The sequence below is a fragment of the Ruegeria sp. CH2 genome (genome assembly GCF_056537065.1).
The window spans coordinates 1-16,912 of record NZ_JBQFQV010000007.1 but is presented as its reverse complement, the minus strand read 5'-3'; the positions used below and the strand labels follow the sequence as shown (position 1 = coordinate 16,912).

Genomic DNA, 16,912 nt, shown 5'->3' with positions numbered 1-16,912 from the left:
TCTCTTTTCTGGTACAGGTCTTTATGGCATATGTCTATTCATAAAACCGGAGGTAGGGATGACGGTCATTTTTGCAAAACGGGCCTTTCTGGCAGCCGGCTGGGCAGAGAATCTGCGACTCGAGATCACGAATGGTCGCATTGCCCGACTGACACCCAATGCTGTCGCGCAAATCGGCGACACCCGCGTCGACACTCTACTGCCCGCTTTGGCCAACCTTCACAGCCATGCCTTTCAGCGCGCCATGGCGGGAATGACCGAATATCGGCTGGCTGGCCGTGACAGTTTCTGGACTTGGCGCGATCTGATGTATCGCTTCACAGCCCACCTGAACCCTGACCACATTCAGGCCATCGCCGCGCAAGTTTATGTCGAGATGCAGGAGGCCGGATACGCCTCGGTCGGTGAATTCCATTACCTGCACCACCAACCGAACGGGCAACCCTATGACAGAATTAGCGAACTCAGCGACCGGATCATGGCCGCCGCCGCTGAGACCGGAATTGGCCTGACCCATCTGCCCGTGCTCTACAGATATGCAGGAGTTGGGGAAAAACCGCTGGAGGCGGGGCAGAGACGCTTTGGAAATGATGTGGACCGTTTTTGCGAACTTGTCGCGCAGGCGCGGGATGCGCTCGGTAGTCTTCCCGACGACTGTCGCGTCGGCATCGCGCCACACTCCCTGCGCGCCACCTGTCCGCGCGATCTGGCGCAAGTTGTGGCATCACAAAGTTCCGGTCCAATTCATATTCACATTGCCGAACAACCCAGAGAAGTTGAGGAAGTTCAGGCTGGCCTTGGCGCGCGTCCGGTCGAATGGCTGCTGGATAATGCCTCGGTTGATTCCAACTGGTGCCTGATCCATGCCACCCACATGACTGACGAAGAGACTCGCGCCATGGCCCATAGCAATGCCGTTGCCGGTCTGTGCCCGGTGACAGAAGCCAACCTGGGCGATGGGCCTTTCAATGGCCCTTTCTATTTGAATGCAGGCGGCGCTTTTGGCGTGGGATCAGACTCCAACGTGTTGATTTCCATGACCGAAGAGCTCCGCACACTCGAATATTCGCAACGACTGCGCGACCTGTCACGTAACGTGCTGGTGGTTGGTGAAGGTTCTGTCGGACAAACCCTTTACCGCGGCGCAGCTATGGGCGGCGCGCAGGCGCTAGGCCGCAATGCGGGGCAAATTGCCGAAGGAATGCTGGCTGATCTTGTCGCCATTGACAGCCAAGCCCCTGCCCTTTGCGCATTACAGCCCCAACAGTTGCTGGACGGTTTAGTCTTTGCCGCCAAAGATAATGTCGTTACTGATCTTTGGTCCGCAGGCCGACATCAGGTTCAAAACGGGCGTCACGTCCTGCGGGACAAAGTCGCGAACAACTACAAACAGGCAATAGGTGGGCTTCTTGCTGAGCTTTAGATCGGGGCTTTGCCGAAACACACGCGAAGGATCTTAGCGCCTGCAGCTGGACTGATCGTAACAGCGGCGTTCAGCGTCATTGCGTCTCCGGCAACCAGCTGCGTTTTGTCTGACATGTGGGCCATTCCCGAGACGACAAAGATAACCTCGCCCGCCGCCCCTTCGAATTCCTGATCATTTGCAAAAACGTTCACTACCACAACGACGATCTTTGGATCGTAGATCACATTGAGCGCACGACACGGCCCGCCCAACAGACGCGCATTCAGCGCGAGCGCTCCGTCGAACGAAACCGGCAGGAATGGTCGCGCTGATAAAACGCCACTATCGCCGAGCAAATCAAGCCCGGCGCCTTCGATGATCGTGTGTACACGCGCCATGCCTGGAAATCGGGAAAAAGGCCCATCCCGATCGATCCGAGCCACACTGATACGCCAGACGACGTGCTCGCCGACCCGCTTCGCGGCAAGTTCGGTCGTTACACCGCCACCATTGGCCCAAGGCGTAACCGCGCAATCCTGCAATCTTATAAGGTTCTGGGTCAAATTCTTTGCATCTCACCGTTAACATAGACATAATACTAATAAGTTCGAAAAAAATAGTGAGCACAATGTGAACGGGCAGAAAACCACCGGCTTCCAGGATGTCCGCGATGAAGTTCTGAATCGCATCCAGACCAGAATCTGGCCGCAAGGCAGCCTGCTGCCCACCGAACTGGAACTGGCCGCCGAGTTCGGATGCGCCCGCGCGACTGTCAATCGAGCACTCCGTGAACTCGCTGATCAGGGTATTGTCACACGCAAACGCAAAGGTGGCACACGTGTGGTTACAACACCGGTCAAACAGGCCAGGCTGCCCATTGCAGTAGTCCGTCAAACCATTGAAGATATGAATGCAGAATACCGGTATGCGTTGGTCAGCCGTACGCTGATAGATTGTCCGGCATGGCTACAAGCCAAACTCGGACTGCCCGAGGGCACGCAAATTCTGCATTTGCGCTGTATGCACCATGCCGACAATCGCCCCTTCCAGTTCGAGGAGCGATGGATCAATACAGCCGCAGTACCGCACGTCATGAATGAGGACTTTCTGACCACCGGTCCAAACGAATGGTTGCTGGCCGAAGTTCCGTTTTCGAACGCGGAAATTGCCTTCTCGGCTGTTCCGGCGACCGGCCCGCTTCAGGATTTTCTTTCTGTTCCGCCCGGAACACCTTTGTTCCAGTTGGAGCGGACAACGTGGTTTCGAAAAACCCCGGTCACCTTTGTACGCATGACCTTTCATCAGGGGTATCAAATGCGGACAACCTACTGAGGCTTTTTCCGCTATTGGTGGTCCTGCCGAAAGCCAAATCTCGACCCGCCACCCCGCTTGTTTCAAATACGCACTACATCAAGTGCATGTGCATTCGGGTGGCCAAATTGCCCAGAACCCAGACGGTGCCAAGGATCATGATCATCAGAACCAGTGTCGAAAACAGCACCAGATGCAGATCTTCGCGGCTGCTGCGCCGACGGTCGATATGCAGGAAGTAGACAAGCTGCAACACAAGCTGCGCCAATCCAAGCAACCCGATGGCCAGGTAAATACCAACCGTTTCAATCCCATAAACCTGCGCTACGCCAAACATCGCCAAGGTCAGCAAAAGCGAGCCACCGTACCCGATCACATAGCGCCGACGCTCGCGACGATGCATTTCAGAGCGCTTATCCATAGGTCAGACCTCCGAAATACACGATGGTAATGATGCCAATCCAGATCAGATCGAGAAAATGCCAGAACAACGCCAGCCGCACCACGCGCGAGATAACCACATCCGTCATGCCCTTGACGCGTAGCTGGATACCCAAAACGATCAGCCAAAGGCATCCAGTCGCAACGTGCAGACCATGAAGCGGGACCAACCCAAAAAAGGCTGACAGAAAACCGCTGCGCTGCGGAATGCCGCCTTTTTCCGCCATGGCCATGAAGTCAAGCACTTCCAGCACCAGAAAACCAAGCCCCAGCACAAGAGTGACGCCAAACCACAAGACAATACGACCGCGCGGCAGATTGTACTTCAGCGCCAGCATGGCAAGACCCACTGTCAGGCTGCTGGTCAGCAGTATCAGGGTTTGCGCAAAAACACTTTTCAGATCAAACAACTCGTGCGGGCCGGGACCACCTGCCTGTGCATCGATCATTGTTATGTAAATCGCAAACATGAGGCCGAAATAAACCAGATCGCTCATCAAGAAGACCCAGAACCCAAAGGTGACAACCTCGGTCGCCTTGTGGGCACTGGCGTGATGTTCTCCAAGATTGATACCGGGATAACTGTGAGTGGGCGCGCGCTTCATGTCGCCACCTCCAGATCCGGGCGGGAAAGGCCGCGGTTTTCCGAAGAAGTTTCAGAGGCGCGATCAACCGCCGCTTCGCTGTGGACCAACGCCAACCAAGCTTCGTGATCCCTTCGCACCTCTTCCGCGGGGATGGTGAGTTCTGTACTGTCATCAAATGTCCAGATGATCACCGCAAGGATCATCAAAACCGTCATTATCGCGGCAAGCCACCAGATCCACCAGACCAGCGCAAATATCCATATGCCGCTGAGAACACACAGGACAAAGCCAATTCCCGTGTTTCGGGGCAGTTCGATATCTTCATAAGCGTCTGGTGTTGGATAGGCCGTTCCTTTTGCCTTCTGTGCCGTGAATTCATCCCGATCCGTAACCTTGGGGATGATCGCAAAGTTGTACGCGGGAGGCGGTGAAGGGATAGTCCATTCCAATGTGCGACCATCCCAGGGATCCCCAACAGGAACGCGGGTTTGGTCGCGGTCACGAATGCTGACCCATAGCTGGATCAGTACCGAGAACAATCCACAGGTAATAACTATTGCTCCGATGATGGCCACAATCATGAAAGGGTGGAAAGACGGATCGCTATAGCTGAAAGAGCGGCGTGGCATGCCCAATAGCCCGACGAAATAGAGCGGCATGAATGTCAGCAAAAACCCCCCGGTCCAGCAAAAGACAGAAACCCGGCCCCAGAATTCGTTCAGTCGGAATCCAAAGGCCTTGGGGAACCAGTAATTGTATGCCGCCAACAATCCGAACAACACGCCAGGCAATAACGCGTTGTGGAAATGAGCTACCAAAAACAGCGTATTGTGAACCTGGTAATCTACGGTTGGGTTTGCCAGGATCACACCGCTCAGCCCACCGATGGCAAACAGCATCAAAAATGACAGCCCATAGAGCATCGGCACCGAAAACCGAATGCGCCCCCGCCACAGCGTCGCCATCCAGTCATAGACTTTCACGCCGGTTGGGATGGCAATCAGCATGGTCGCAATACCAAACACCGCGTTGATCAGCGCGCTTTGACCCATGGTAAAAAAGTGGTGCAGCCAGACCGTGAACGACAACACTGCGATCGACATGGTCGCAATAACAAGCGAGTTGTAGCCATAAAGCCGTTTGGCCGAGAAGGTCGCAAACACCTCGGAATAGATGCCATAAGCAGGCAAAACCAGCAGGTAAACCTCGGGGTGGCCGAACAGCCAAAACAGATTGGCATAGTTCATCATGTTGCCACCGAGGTCGTTTGTGAAAAAGTGGAAATCAAGATAGCGATCAGCGGCAAGCATCAGCGCGGCGACACCCAAAGGCGGCATAGCAAAGACGATCAGGATCGAACTGCAAATGATTGTCCAGCAATACATCGGCAGCCGCATGAACGTCATGCCCGGCGCGCGCAACTTGTAGATCGTAACGGCAAAATTGATACCCGTCAGCGAGGTGCCAATGCCCGAAACAACGATGGCCCAGATCCAGTAATCCGGTCCAACACCGGGATTGAACGCTGCGCCGGTATACGGTGGATAGGCTGTCCAGCCGCCGGTCGAAAACTCTCCAATCACCAGCGACACCATCAGCATCATGCCTGACGAAACCGTAAGGCCCAGACCAATCTGGTTTAGTCGCGGGAACGCCACATCGCGCGCGCCGATCATCAGCGGGACAATGTAATTCGCAACACCAAAGACAAAGGGAACGGCAACAAAGAAGACCATGATTGTGCCGTGAGTGCTGAAAAGCTCGGCAAAATGTTCGGCTTCGAGGAAACCGTCGCCGGGCCCGGAAGCCTGCTGCGCGCGCATGACAACGCCTTCAAGCACACCGCGCGCCAGCATCACGATGGCAAAGACGATATACATGATACCGATCTTTTTGTGATCGACGCTGGTCAGCCAATCGCGCCACAGGGGTGTCCACAGACGAAACCAGCTCAGCAATCCTACGACAACAACAACGCCAATAATCACAACAGCTGCGGCTGTATTGGCCACAATCTCATTAGTATTTGGGTTCTGGATCAACCCGGCAATCGGAAAAGCGTCCCAACTCAGACGCCCGAAGAAACCTGTCTCGGTCGGCGTCATTTTTGCGCCTCCTGCCCAAATGATGCAGTTCCAGGCTGTAGATCGATGGGCAGCGGCTGACCGCTGTGGTAGCGGCTCAGGATATTCCGGAACAGATCGTCTTTTATTGTGAAGTAGAGCGCATCATCCGGCATCCGAGATGTTCCCAAAGCGGCCTGAACTTCATCCCTGTCGGTCCGCATGGCCAGTTTCCGATACGTTGCCACATCTAGTTGGATGCTGTTGTTACGCACTTTTTCGACCCAAGCGTCGAAATCCTCATCACTCATTGCGATGGTGCGGAACTTCTGCTTGGTAAAGCCCCGTCCGTTGTACTGAGTGTTTTCACCCTGCATCACTTCCGGCGCATCCGCGACAAGATGTAACTGGGTGGTCATGCCCGGCATCGCATAAATCTGTCCAGCCAGCGCGGGTATCATAAACGACTGCATCACGGTATCGGTTGTCAGCGTCAATGCAACTTGCCGCTTTGTCGGAATTCCGAACTCTCCTACAGTGGCGACCCCAAGATCGGGGTACAGAAACAGCCACTTCCAATCCAGACCGACAACCTGAACCCGCAGCGCCGGATCTTCACCAAACGGTGCCGAATACGGGTCAAGCCGATGCGTCGCCTTCCAAAGGTAAAAAGACAGCAAGGCCACGATTATGACAGGCACACCCCACATTACAAATTCCAGCTTTGCCGAGAAATCCCAATCCGGCGCGTAGGGCGCAATGCGGTTGCTCCGGCGGCGATACCGAAACGCTATTATCGGGACCAGCACCAATACCGGGATAACGGCCAGCAGGATCAATACGGTCGCCCGAAGCAAATGCGTTTTCTGAACTGCCGCTATTGGGCCTTCCGGGTCCATAAAGCTGTCGCTGGCCAAAGCTGGTTGCGCCGAAACGATCAACAGGAGCACAACGACAAGCCTGAGCAAGGATGGATTGGACGAAATGACTTGTGCCACAGCTGACTGTCCTCTCCTCATCTCAATCCCATGCAACTATCGGCAAGCGGGTGAATTTTCTCAAGAGTTTTTCCGAACCGGGGATTGCCATCCTCAATTTTCTTTCAACTTTGGGTGTAAACGGCGACGGGTCGCGCGGCATCTTCCCGTTGACTTGCAAGGCCAGTCGGGACAGATAAATCGTCAATGCGTATTTTGCTGTTCACTCTAGGATTGATCATTCTGTCCCAGACCGCACTGGCACAGGATCGTGCAGCAATTGAACGCCAGTTTCAGTCGTGGTTGTTGGAGACGATCTGGCCGCAGGCGCAGGCCAAAGGTGTTTCGCGCAACACACTGCAACAGGCGTTTTCCGGTGTTACTCTGTACTGGGACCTGCCTGATCTGGTTCCCCCCGGACATAAACGCAAAACGCCCAAGGCGCAAAAACAAGCCGAGTTTGGATCGCCCAGCCGGTATTTCAATCCGGGGTCAATTCAGGGCGCAACGTCTATCGGGCGCAGGATGGCGAGGCAACACTCTGCGATTCTTGCGAAAGTCGAAAGCAATACAGGCGTTCCTGCTCGCATCATTCTGGCAATCTGGGGCAGAGAGAGTGGCTATGGGCAGGTGCCGATCCGCCATGATGCGTTCAGGGTTTTGTCGACCAAGGCATTCATGAGCACGCGCGCGGACTACTTCACGGCCGAGCTTATCGCGGCTCTGCAAATCGCGGAAGCAGGACCCCTGCCAGCCCGGCAAATGAAAAGCAGTTGGGCAGGCGCGTTAGGACAACCCCAATTCATGCCATCAAGCTATTTGACTTACGCCGCAGATGGCAACGGCGATGGACAGGTCGATATCTGGGGGTCATCCGATGATACAATCACATCGATTGGCAACTACCTGAAACAGCACGGCTGGCTCCCCGGGCGTGACTGGGGTTTCGAAGTGTCTGTGCCGGCAACCGTTTCATGTGCATTGGAAGGACCTGATCAGGGGCAGTCAATCCAGCAATGGGAAGCGATGGGCATAAACCGGGTCTCGGGCAAACCTTTTCCAGCCCACGAGTTGAAGGGGGCAGGTTACCTGATGATGCCGGCAGGACGATTTGGTCCTGCTTTTCTGGTCACTCCGAATTTTTACGTTTTGAAGGAATACAACAAAAGCGATCTTTATGCTTTGTTCGTCGGCCACGTCGGTGACAGAATCCAATTTGGAAGCGGCGATTTTAAAGGGCAATGGGGCAAGGTCGGTGGCTTGTACCGTTCTGACATAGCAAAGATGCAGGGCGCGCTGGAAAGCTTGGGGTACGATGTCGGAGGCGTTGACGGCTTGCCAGGTTTCAAAACCCGCCGATCAATAGGCAGATGGCAGGAAGCGATGGGTGTTGCACCTACCTGTTTTCCTGAAATCTCGATGAAAACAAAACTGGTCCGATAAGCCACCAAGCATGCGTTGAACGGTCCCTCGCGACTTGCTTGAGCATCTTATCGCCAGTCGCAACAGACCGCCATTGTCACTAATCTTTGCGGTTCCGGCCATATTGTTGCCCATTCGAAAACGGACTTGATGCGTCAGATCATGTATTTCCAAGAAGCTCGGATGTTTGCCGACGGAATACTTGTGTACATAAGACACGTTACTTGACGCAGCTTGCGACTAAGTGAGCCGTATTAATTTCAGTTGCACAGTCTCTGCCATCCAAATTCTTTTCGGCCGCGCAGTCCTAAACTACTCGTCATAACAAGGCGCTATGCCCATCCAAAGAACAATATGCAGGACTCCGTCCGGGAGTTTTTCAAGGCAACCGACGCTGCTCCAAACATATCAACTTTCCGTGAACGACAAATCGTCGTCAGATTTTTGGCACAGAGTTATAGCGGAAGGGTCTCTGGGAACTGTGGTTCAGGCCTTGTATACAGGAAACACCGGAGTCGGCTTTTGACTCATCTGGACCGAGGTGGCACGATTTGGTCAATAACGGCCGGCACACCGGGCATGATTGATTGACGCGGTTTTGAAGACTAAGAGGACATTCCGGATGTTCTCTGCTTTTCCGGCCAAGTTTTGTTTTGAGAGGCACCATGACACGCAAAGTCACCAAAGCAGTTTTTCCAGTGGCGGGAATGGGAACCCGGTTTTTGCCGGCAACCAAATCTGTTCCGAAAGAGATCATGACGTTGGTGGATCGCCCGCTGGTGCAATATGCAATCGATGAAGCCCGCGCCGCTGGTATCAAAGAGTTCATCTTTGTGACGTCTCGCGGGAAATCCGCGCTTGAAGATTACTTTGACCACAACCTTGTCCTCGAACAGGAACTAATGGCCAAGGGCAAAAACAAGCTTCTCGATATCTTGAACAAGACGAATATGGAAAGCGGCGCGATTGCCTATATCCGCCAACACAAAGCCCTGGGGTTGGGGCATGCTGTATGGTGTGCACGCCGTTTGATAGGCGATGAACCCTTTGCTGTAATGCTGCCTGACGATGTGATTGCTGCAGATAAACCATGTCTGCAACAAATGGTTGAAGCCTATGAGGAAACGGGCGGCAACATGGTGGCAACAATGGAAGTTTCACCAGAAAAGACCAGTTCGTACGGCGTTCTGGATGTCGTCGACAGTATCGGCCCGGTCATTCCGGCCAGGAGCATGGTCGAAAAACCCGAACCCTCAAAAGCGCCATCCAATCTGGCGGTTATCGGGCGCTATATTCTTCGACCTTCCGTATTGAACAACCTGAACGCAATGAAAACCGGAAGCGGCGGTGAAATCCAACTGACTGATGCAATCGCCGAGGATATCGCATCCGGCGTGCCCGTTTTTGGCTACAAGTTCGACGGGCAGCGTTTCGATTGCGGTTCAAAATCCGGTTTTCTGCAAGCGACCGTTTCCTTTGCCCTTGCCCGTGACGACCTGCGCGATGATCTGAGCCAATATCTGAATGACATCGTTGCAACTGGAAAAGCGGCCCAGTAGCCACGGGATCTCCCATTCCACAAAAAGAATTGAACAATATCGTTGGTCATCAGCAATTCAGGGGCACGTGTATGAACAGAACGGTCTATCCAGTCATCCTGTGTGGTGGTTCAGGAACGCGTTTGTGGCCCCTGTCGCGCAAAAGCTATCCCAAGCAATTCGTTCCACTTGTCGGAAAAACCAGTCTGTTACAGGATTGTGCCGACCGGATGCTTGGACCCTCGCATACGCCCTATGCCAAACCAATGGTTCTCACCAACGAAGCCTTTCGGTTTATTGTACCTGAACAGCTGACCGCTATTGGGATCGACCCCGGTCCGATTCTGATTGAGCCTGAAGGGCGAAACACGGCCCCTGCCGTACTGGCGGCTGCGTTGTACCTTGCCTCACGTGATCCGGATGCCATCATGCTGGTCGCGCCTTCAGATCATGTGCTTCCAAACAAGGCCGCTTTTCATCAGGCCGTCGCCACAGGCGTGCGCGCAATTGCCGAACGAAGCGATCTGGTGACATTTGGCATCACGCCCACTCGACCCGAAACCGGGTATGGCTACTTAAAGCTGAACGACGCCCCAGACGCGTCCGGGGGTGCAGTTCGCCTGGATCGGTTCGTGGAGAAACCGGATTTGGAAGCCGCGCAGGCGATGGTGAAAGATGGCAGTTACCTGTGGAATTCCGGCATCTTCCTGTTTGCGGTACGTGACATCGTTGCAGCATATGAAAAATACGCAAGCACCCTTGTTGCACCTGTCCAACAGGCCGTCGACAACGCAAAGACAGATTTGGGGTTCCTGAGATTGGACCCTTCGGCTTGGGCTGACGTCGATGACGTCTCGATCGACTATGCGGTCATGGAAAAAGCCCCCAACCTTAGCGTGGTTCCGTATTCCGCAGGTTGGTCGGATGTTGGAAGTTGGACGGCTGTTCAAGAATTGTCAAACCCTGATGAAAACGGCATCGCGACATATGGGGAAGTAACCACAATCGACTGCCGCAACGTTCTGATACGATCAGAATCACCTGCGCAGGAAGTGGTGGCAATGGGGCTTGAGAACATTATCGCAATTGCGATGCCAGATGCTGTGCTGGTTGCTAGCATGGATAAAGCTCAGGACGTCAAGCAGGCTGTCGCTGCCTTAAAGGCAAAAGGGGCCAAACAGGCAGATACGCTTCCGGTCGATCACCGCCCCTGGGGCTGGTTTGAGAGCCTCGTGATCGGTGACAGATTTCAAGTCAAACGAATCCATGTACATCCTGGCGCTTCGCTCAGCCTGCAGTCCCATCACCATCGGTCCGAGCATTGGATTGTGGTTGAAGGCACCGCCAAGGTTACAGTCGATGATCAGGAACGGTTGGTCAGCGAAAACCAGTCTGTCTATATCCCGCTGGGTGCCGTGCACCGGATGGAGAACCCCGGCAAAGTTCCCATGGTTTTGATCGAAGTGCAGACCGGCACCTATTTAGGCGAAGATGACATCATTCGATATGAAGACATCTATGCCCGGGACTAAGCGGCGACATAGTTTTCCATAGGCCATACTCGGGTCGGCTTGTCCCCGGGGACACTCAAGTTAACAGATTATTTCCTGTGCGGTCGGCCAGGTCAGACGGGATTGACGCGCCTTACGGCAGAGTGGCGCGCAACCAACTTTCGGACCGACAGCCACAGGAGGACCCTCGTGTCAATGACCTCACCCAGATTGCGCCTGCCTTTTCTACAACCTTCGCAGGCTCAAAAGCACGTCACCCACAACGAGGCACTGCGACAGCTTGATTTGGTCGTTCAGCTAACAGTTCAGACGACCAATGCCAGCACCCCGCCCGTTGTCCCCGAGCAGGGTGATATCCATGCTCTGGGCGTCACCCCCACCGGGGACTGGGCCGGACATGCAGGAGAGCTTGCCGCATGGCTGGACAACGCCTGGCATTTCTTGACCCCGTATGCGGGCTGGCGCGCCTGGGACGAGGCCACTGGTGAACTGAAGTTCTGGAATGGGTCTGACTGGCTGCCCTTGCCCGTCAATACTCAAAACCTGAATGGTGTTGGGGTGGCAACAAGTTCGGACGCTACGAATCGCTTGTCTGTCCGAAGCCCGGCCACGCTTCTGAGCCATGAGGGCGGCGGGCATCAGCTGAAGATCAACAAGGCGGGTGCGAGCGATACGGCATCGCTGGTGTTTCAGTCGAACTGGACCGGTCACGCTGAAATGGGGTTATCCGGAAGTACGGGGTTTTCAATCAAAGTGTCCCCTGACGGAGGTACCTGGACGGAAGCTCTGACTTTTGACCCCGCGACCGGAACAGCGGCTGGTGCGGCTGTTCAGGGCGATGCGACGGATACCACTCCGGGTCGCCTGATGCGTGCCGACTACGGTTATGGGCCGGGTAACCTTCTGGGGTCGGTATCAGAAGTTGGCGGTATACCAACCGGTGCGGTCATAGAGCGCGGAAGTAACACCAATGGCGAATTTACACGTTTTGCCGATGGAACCCTGATCTGCACCGCCGCGTTGCTTCCTGTCGCATGCACGGCCGTTGAAGGCGTATTGTTCGCAAGCACTGCAATGACGTGGAACTACCCAGCGCCATTTTCCTCTGCGCCAAGCGTTAGTGGCAGCGCTGGAGCAAATAATCGTTTCATCGGGTTTGATGGGCCCGGAAACACTCAAGCCACGTGCAAAGCCCTCTCTGTAACTTCGGATACAGCGGCTTTTTCACCAAGTGTCATCGCCATAGGGCGCTGGTTCTGAGCACAGCTGCCGCCTGAACTGTGGTTCGGGCGGTTTTTTTGCGTCGTCGGTCTATTTCTATAGCAATCGCCAATTCCATTGGACCCGCTACAGCCGCCTTGCTCCGGGCGAAAAGTGGGCGGCGCAACACCGCCCGCTTACTGGCTGTTTATTACTGGTCCATGCCCAGAATTGTATCTTTTCAGCTGACAATGGACGTGATTCAACAAGTTCTGCGCAGCACGACGGATTGTAAAAACTCTGTTCCCGCGCATATTGCCTCAAAAACAACAAGAAAACATGGGAACTCAGCAACCATACCTGTAAATCATTGAAACCGGCGCTGGATTCTTCGATTGTGCCCGCGCCGTTGATAGTAATTGGTATAAAAGGATTAGGCAGATGCGCATTGCAATGATCGGCACCGGGTATGTGGGCCTTGTTTCCGGTGTGTGTTTCTCGGACTTCGGTCATGATGTGATTTGCGTTGATAAGGCTGAGCAGAAGATCGATATGCTCAAAGCCGGACAGGTGCCTATTTATGAACCGGGTCTGGACGTGCTGATGGCGCGAAACGTCGCGGCTGGCCGCCTGAGCTTCACAACCGATCTTGCAGCCGCAGTGGACGGCGCGGATGCTATCTTTATTGCAGTTGGAACGCCAACCCGGCGTGGAGACGGCCATGCGGATCTGACCTATGTGATGGCAGCGGCGGAAGAAATCGCTCAGGCTGTCACCGGGTATACTGTTATCGTCACAAAATCGACTGTTCCCGTCGGAACAAACAGAAAAGTGCAGGAGACAGTCAAGGCCGCTAACCCCCTGGCCGAATTTGACGTGGCTTCGAACCCTGAATTCCTTCGCGAAGGCGCGGCAATAGACGATTTCATGCGCCCGGACCGCGTTGTGGTCGGCGTCGAAAATGACCGCGCTGCCGAGGTGATGGCAGAAATTTACCGCCCTCTTTACCTGCGCGACTTCCCGATCCTGACCACCGATCTGGAAAGCGCCGAGATGATAAAATACGCCGCCAACGCGTTTCTAGCGACCAAAATTACCTTCATCAATGAAATCGCCGGGCTATGCGAAAAAGTTGGTGCGGATGTCAAAGAAGTATCGCGTGGCATTGGCCTTGACGGGCGAATTGGCAACAAATTCCTGCATGCAGGACCTGGCTACGGTGGTTCATGTTTTCCAAAGGATACCGCCGCGTTGGCCCGGATCGGGCAGGACCACGCGCATCCGATGCAAATCACCGAGACCGTCATCCGCGTGAATGACGAAATCAAGAAACGGATGATCGAGAAAATTCGAGACGCATGTGACGATCATGTCAACGGCAAGACCGTGACGGTTCTGGGTGTCACGTTCAAGCCCAACACGGACGATATGCGCGACGCACCTTCGCTGTCCATCGTCCCCGCCCTGATTGGTGGTGGCGCAACGGTTCGCGTTGTTGACCCTCAGGGAAAATCTGAAGGAGAAGCGCTTTTGCCGGGCGTCGAATGGTGCGACGATCCGTATATCGCCGCGCAGGGCGCGGATGTTGTTGTGCTGCTGACGGAATGGAATGAGTTCCGCGCGCTGAACCTTTCCGAAATTGCAGCATCTATGAACACAGCCAGGATGGTTGACCTGCGCAACATCTACTCGAAAACTACAGCGCTGAAATCGGGGTTCGAAACCTACGTCGGTGTTGGACGCTGAAAGCGCCCGTCCATTCTTACCGTTTCGCAAGTGGTTGACGGGTCATAGTGCAGCTGTCCAAACCCGGTAACGGCCTTGGCCCGTGACTTCACGCACCAGACCTCTCCGGGTGAACAGGTCGAAATTCCGCTGAACCGCCGCGCGCGAAGAATTGGTCAAGTCTTCCGCAAGCGGGGCCGAGACCATTGGCCACGCCGCCAGAGCATCAATCAGTCGTGGTGGGGTGCGGCCGCTCATATCTTGCGTCGCGTCGCGGGCCTTGCCCTCCCAGACACTGATCCTGTCGAGGTGCAGCAAGGCCGCAAGAACCGCTTGCCCGGCGCCCTGTATCCAAGACCCCAACTTGTCCGTCGGCCCACCCGTTCCGCGCAACGCACCCGGACCAGACAACGCCAGAGGCATGAACATTGCGCCGCCCCGCCCCATCGACGCCGCGTGCCGCGCAGCGATAATTGCCGCCTCGGTGTCTTGTCCGACGCCCTGCGATATAGCTCGCCAAGCATGAAACGCGATCGCCGATTGTGTCACCGGGTGCAGCCTTTCCGCATTCTGCATGACTTCGGCCAGATCAACGATCGCTTCGGGCGTCGCATCGGAGCCCTGAGCCAGACGGTCAAGAAACGCGGTCAACCCGTTTTCCCACCCGCCACTAGCAGGGCCTGTGCCTGAGCTCAGACGGCGTACGGCCCAACCTGCCCGAAACAGCGCCTGCACGTCATCGTGGGTCGCGCCTATCCTCAGACCCGTCCACAAAGCCAGGCGGTCCACGCTGACCCGATCCCCTGTCCACCACCCCAGATCGGACGTTTCCATAAGTGCCAAACGGTGCGTCCACCCCTCAGGCCCCGAACGCAGCCGCTCGTCCAGAGCACCAAAGGTCAGGGCAAGATCAGCAAGCTCTGCCGACAGTTCTGATTGTGCCGAATGCCAATCGCGCGGATCGAATAACGGGCGCTGATCTGATCGGGGACCGGGCAGAAAGAAATCTTCCTCCACGTCCTGGTCCGGGGGCAAAAACCAGGGATCATCCTCTTCTGCCGGATCGCCGTCATAGATGCTGGCTGGGCCAAGGTCATCGACCTCGTCTTCTGGAAGGGGCATGGTTTTTTTCGACGTCATACCCGGCATTCTTCGGGCATTTGCAACAGTTCACAAGGGTTTTCCATCAGCCCGAGAATGTGCGGGTCAACACTTCCAGTTCGTTGCTTAAATCCGTGTGTGGGGAATTGCCCAACAGCATATATCCATAACCGCCCTGCTCCCACTTTGCAGTTGCCAAACCGCTCAACACCGTTTGTTGGACTTCGGTATTTGGGGCATTCGGTCCCTGGCGAATGACACAGAAGGCAAGTGGTCGACCCTGATCATCGGCAAAAACCACTTGGATCAAGGGCTTGCCTTTGAAGGAAAGAACCTGCGCCCGCTTCAGCTCCAGCCCTGGCATCGCTTCCAGTGTTTCCTGATTCAGCGTTCGTCCCAGTTCGGCTTCGGCCATTGCAAATTGCTTGGCCAGCGACGTTTCCGAACTGTCCAGCGATGCAATCGTTTCCGGCACGTAAAGTGATTGATAGATCGCGGCCTGCTGGGCCCAGCTTAAATCTGCTGGCCGGGTGGCCCAGAATGTTACGGCGACGGCTGCAAATGCCGCGCTGGCCGCCACCGCAATAAGACGCAGAAACCCGTTATTGGCGGGCCGCGTCGTTATTTCCGGCAGGTCCACCTTCGGCGCTTCAGCGGGCAGGTTCTCAAAAATATCCCGAACAACAGGCGCAAACGGATCCAGCGCCATCAGACGATGTTCCAGCGTAGCATCATCTTCAACCGCAGCCTCAATGGCGCGGGTCTGAGCCTCGTCCAGGCTGCCTTCCAGATACGCTATTAGCGTCTCGTCGGAAAACGTCATTTGCCACTCCGTCGCGCGGTGTCCGCTGCATCAATCCGCATCACGGTTTTAAGTTTCTGCCGGGCATTCGAAAGCCGGCTCATGATCGTGCCAATTGGAACCTCCAACAAGGCAGCGGCTTCGCGGTAACTGTACCCCTCAACGAAGACGAGCATTACCGCTTCGCGCTGTGCCTCAGGCAACTGCATCACTTGAGTAAACACTTCAGCCGCGAAAATATTCGTTTCTGTATCCGGTCCCGTTGCAACCAGATCCGCTTCGGGGGTCACCGACAGCGCCTGCGCGCGCCGAACCGACCGTGAACGCAGCTCATTCAGCCAGATTGACCGGCAGATTGTCATCAACCAGCTGTCTAGTCGGTTGTGCGACGTCACCTGATGATGTCGTTCAAGCGCGCGCAAACATGTGGCCTGCAACAAATCGTCAGCTACATCCGAGGCACCCGATAATGCCATCGCAAACCGCCAGACACGCTTCGAATGCGTCTGAACCGCATCGCGGACGGCTTGTTCAGAAGTCATCTCGGCTCTCATCGAATGATCGCGACCTGCTTGTGTTTCTCAATCACGGACCGGACCCGCAAGGGCAGAATTGTCATATTTAGCGGTGAAATGAAACGAAACTCCTGCTCCATGCAGTCACGTTTGCGTCTGTAATTGTTGCAGCGCCTGTTTCTGCAACCAACTTGGCGTTGGATATTGGCCATTTGCGACGGTTGTTTTGGTTGCGGGTTTGTGTGTGAGGTCTTATTTAGCGTGTTTGGATGTTGGGATGGGTTGGTGTGCCGCAGGGTTGCATCTGTCCTTTA

15 protein-coding genes are annotated in these 16,912 nt (G+C 55.1%); 7 read left to right on the top strand and 8 right to left on the bottom strand.

The annotated features are described in order from the left end of the window. Nucleotides 1–58: 58 nt before the first annotated feature. Entirely contained in the window at nt 59–1,423 is a 1,365-nt protein-coding gene (locus ACR0M9_RS11390) for a formimidoylglutamate deiminase (RefSeq protein ID WP_480773627.1), read from the top strand. Here the strand turns inward: ACR0M9_RS11390 and ACR0M9_RS11385 are convergent. Further along, nucleotides 1,420–1,968 (bottom strand): HutD/Ves family protein, encoded by a 549-nt coding sequence (locus ACR0M9_RS11385; protein WP_480773626.1) that lies wholly within the window; start codon nt 1,966–1,968, stop codon nt 1,420–1,422. The genes ACR0M9_RS11390 and ACR0M9_RS11385 overlap by 4 nt on opposite strands. Before the next feature lie 67 nt (nt 1,969–2,035). Here ACR0M9_RS11385 and ACR0M9_RS11380 point away from each other — a divergent pair, with 67 nt between their 5' ends. Beyond that, nucleotides 2,036–2,737 (top strand): GntR family transcriptional regulator, encoded by a 702-nt coding sequence (locus ACR0M9_RS11380; protein ID WP_480773625.1) that lies wholly within the window; start codon nt 2,036–2,038, stop codon nt 2,735–2,737. A 73-nt stretch (nt 2,738–2,810) separates the two neighbouring features. Here ACR0M9_RS11380 and ACR0M9_RS11375 read toward each other — a convergent pair whose 3' ends face one another. From ACR0M9_RS11375 to ACR0M9_RS11360, 4 genes are read right to left on the bottom strand one after another with little or no spacing between them, the layout of a single operon-like run. Further along, on the bottom strand, nt 2,811–3,137 hold the full coding sequence (locus ACR0M9_RS11375; protein WP_480773624.1) for a cytochrome o ubiquinol oxidase subunit IV: 327 nt from the start codon (nt 3,135–3,137) through the stop codon (nt 2,811–2,813). Further along, entirely contained in the window at nt 3,130–3,762 is a 633-nt protein-coding gene (locus ACR0M9_RS11370; RefSeq protein ID WP_480773623.1) for a cytochrome c oxidase subunit 3, read from the bottom strand. Before ACR0M9_RS11370 ends, ACR0M9_RS11375 begins: the two co-directional genes overlap by 8 nt. Further along, on the bottom strand, nt 3,759–5,849 hold the full coding sequence (locus ACR0M9_RS11365) for a cbb3-type cytochrome c oxidase subunit I (protein WP_480773622.1): 2,091 nt from the start codon (nt 5,847–5,849) through the stop codon (nt 3,759–3,761). Before ACR0M9_RS11365 ends, ACR0M9_RS11370 begins: the two co-directional genes overlap by 4 nt. Then, nucleotides 5,846–6,805 (bottom strand): cytochrome ubiquinol oxidase subunit II, encoded by a 960-nt coding sequence (locus tag ACR0M9_RS11360; protein WP_480483627.1) that lies wholly within the window; start codon nt 6,803–6,805, stop codon nt 5,846–5,848. Before ACR0M9_RS11360 ends, ACR0M9_RS11365 begins: the two co-directional genes overlap by 4 nt. A 186-nt stretch (nt 6,806–6,991) precedes the next feature. On the opposite strand from ACR0M9_RS11360, the gene ACR0M9_RS11355 reads away from it, so the two are divergent. From ACR0M9_RS11355 to ACR0M9_RS11335, 5 genes are all read left to right on the top strand, one after another. Further along, complete coding sequence (locus ACR0M9_RS11355; protein ID WP_480773621.1) at nt 6,992–8,227, top strand: lytic murein transglycosylase; 1,236 nt, start codon at nt 6,992–6,994, stop codon at nt 8,225–8,227. 644 nt (nt 8,228–8,871) lie between these two features. Beyond that, nucleotides 8,872–9,765, top strand: a complete 894-nt coding sequence (locus ACR0M9_RS11350; protein WP_480773620.1) for a UTP--glucose-1-phosphate uridylyltransferase — start codon at nt 8,872–8,874, stop codon at nt 9,763–9,765. Nucleotides 9,766–9,836: 71 nt separating this feature from the next. Then, nucleotides 9,837–11,276 carry a mannose-1-phosphate guanylyltransferase/mannose-6-phosphate isomerase gene (locus tag ACR0M9_RS11345; protein ID WP_480773619.1) on the top strand — a complete coding sequence of 480 codons (1,440 nt, stop codon included), beginning with the start codon at nt 9,837–9,839 and terminating at the stop codon, nt 11,274–11,276. Between the two features lie 174 nt (nt 11,277–11,450). Beyond that, complete coding sequence (locus ACR0M9_RS11340) at nt 11,451–12,515, top strand: DUF2793 domain-containing protein (RefSeq protein ID WP_480773618.1); 1,065 nt, start codon at nt 11,451–11,453, stop codon at nt 12,513–12,515. 381 nt (nt 12,516–12,896) lie between these two features. Continuing rightward, on the top strand, nt 12,897–14,201 hold the full coding sequence (locus ACR0M9_RS11335; protein ID WP_480773617.1) for a UDP-glucose dehydrogenase family protein: 1,305 nt from the start codon (nt 12,897–12,899) through the stop codon (nt 14,199–14,201). Nucleotides 14,202–14,243: 42 nt separating this feature from the next. Here ACR0M9_RS11335 and ACR0M9_RS11330 read toward each other — a convergent pair whose 3' ends face one another. Genes ACR0M9_RS11330 through ACR0M9_RS11320 form a run of 3 tightly spaced genes read right to left on the bottom strand, consistent with a single transcriptional unit; the run spans nt 14,244 to nt 16,625 of the window. Next, nucleotides 14,244–15,320 carry a helix-turn-helix domain-containing protein gene (locus ACR0M9_RS11330; RefSeq protein ID WP_480773616.1) on the bottom strand — a complete coding sequence of 359 codons (1,077 nt, stop codon included), beginning with the start codon at nt 15,318–15,320 and terminating at the stop codon, nt 14,244–14,246. Between the two features lie 46 nt (nt 15,321–15,366). Continuing rightward, complete coding sequence (locus ACR0M9_RS11325; RefSeq protein ID WP_480773615.1) at nt 15,367–16,104, bottom strand: anti-sigma factor; 738 nt, start codon at nt 16,102–16,104, stop codon at nt 15,367–15,369. After that, nucleotides 16,101–16,625, bottom strand: a complete 525-nt coding sequence (locus ACR0M9_RS11320; protein ID WP_480773614.1) for an RNA polymerase sigma factor — start codon at nt 16,623–16,625, stop codon at nt 16,101–16,103. Before ACR0M9_RS11320 ends, ACR0M9_RS11325 begins: the two co-directional genes overlap by 4 nt. Between the last annotated feature and the right edge of the window lie 287 nt (nt 16,626–16,912).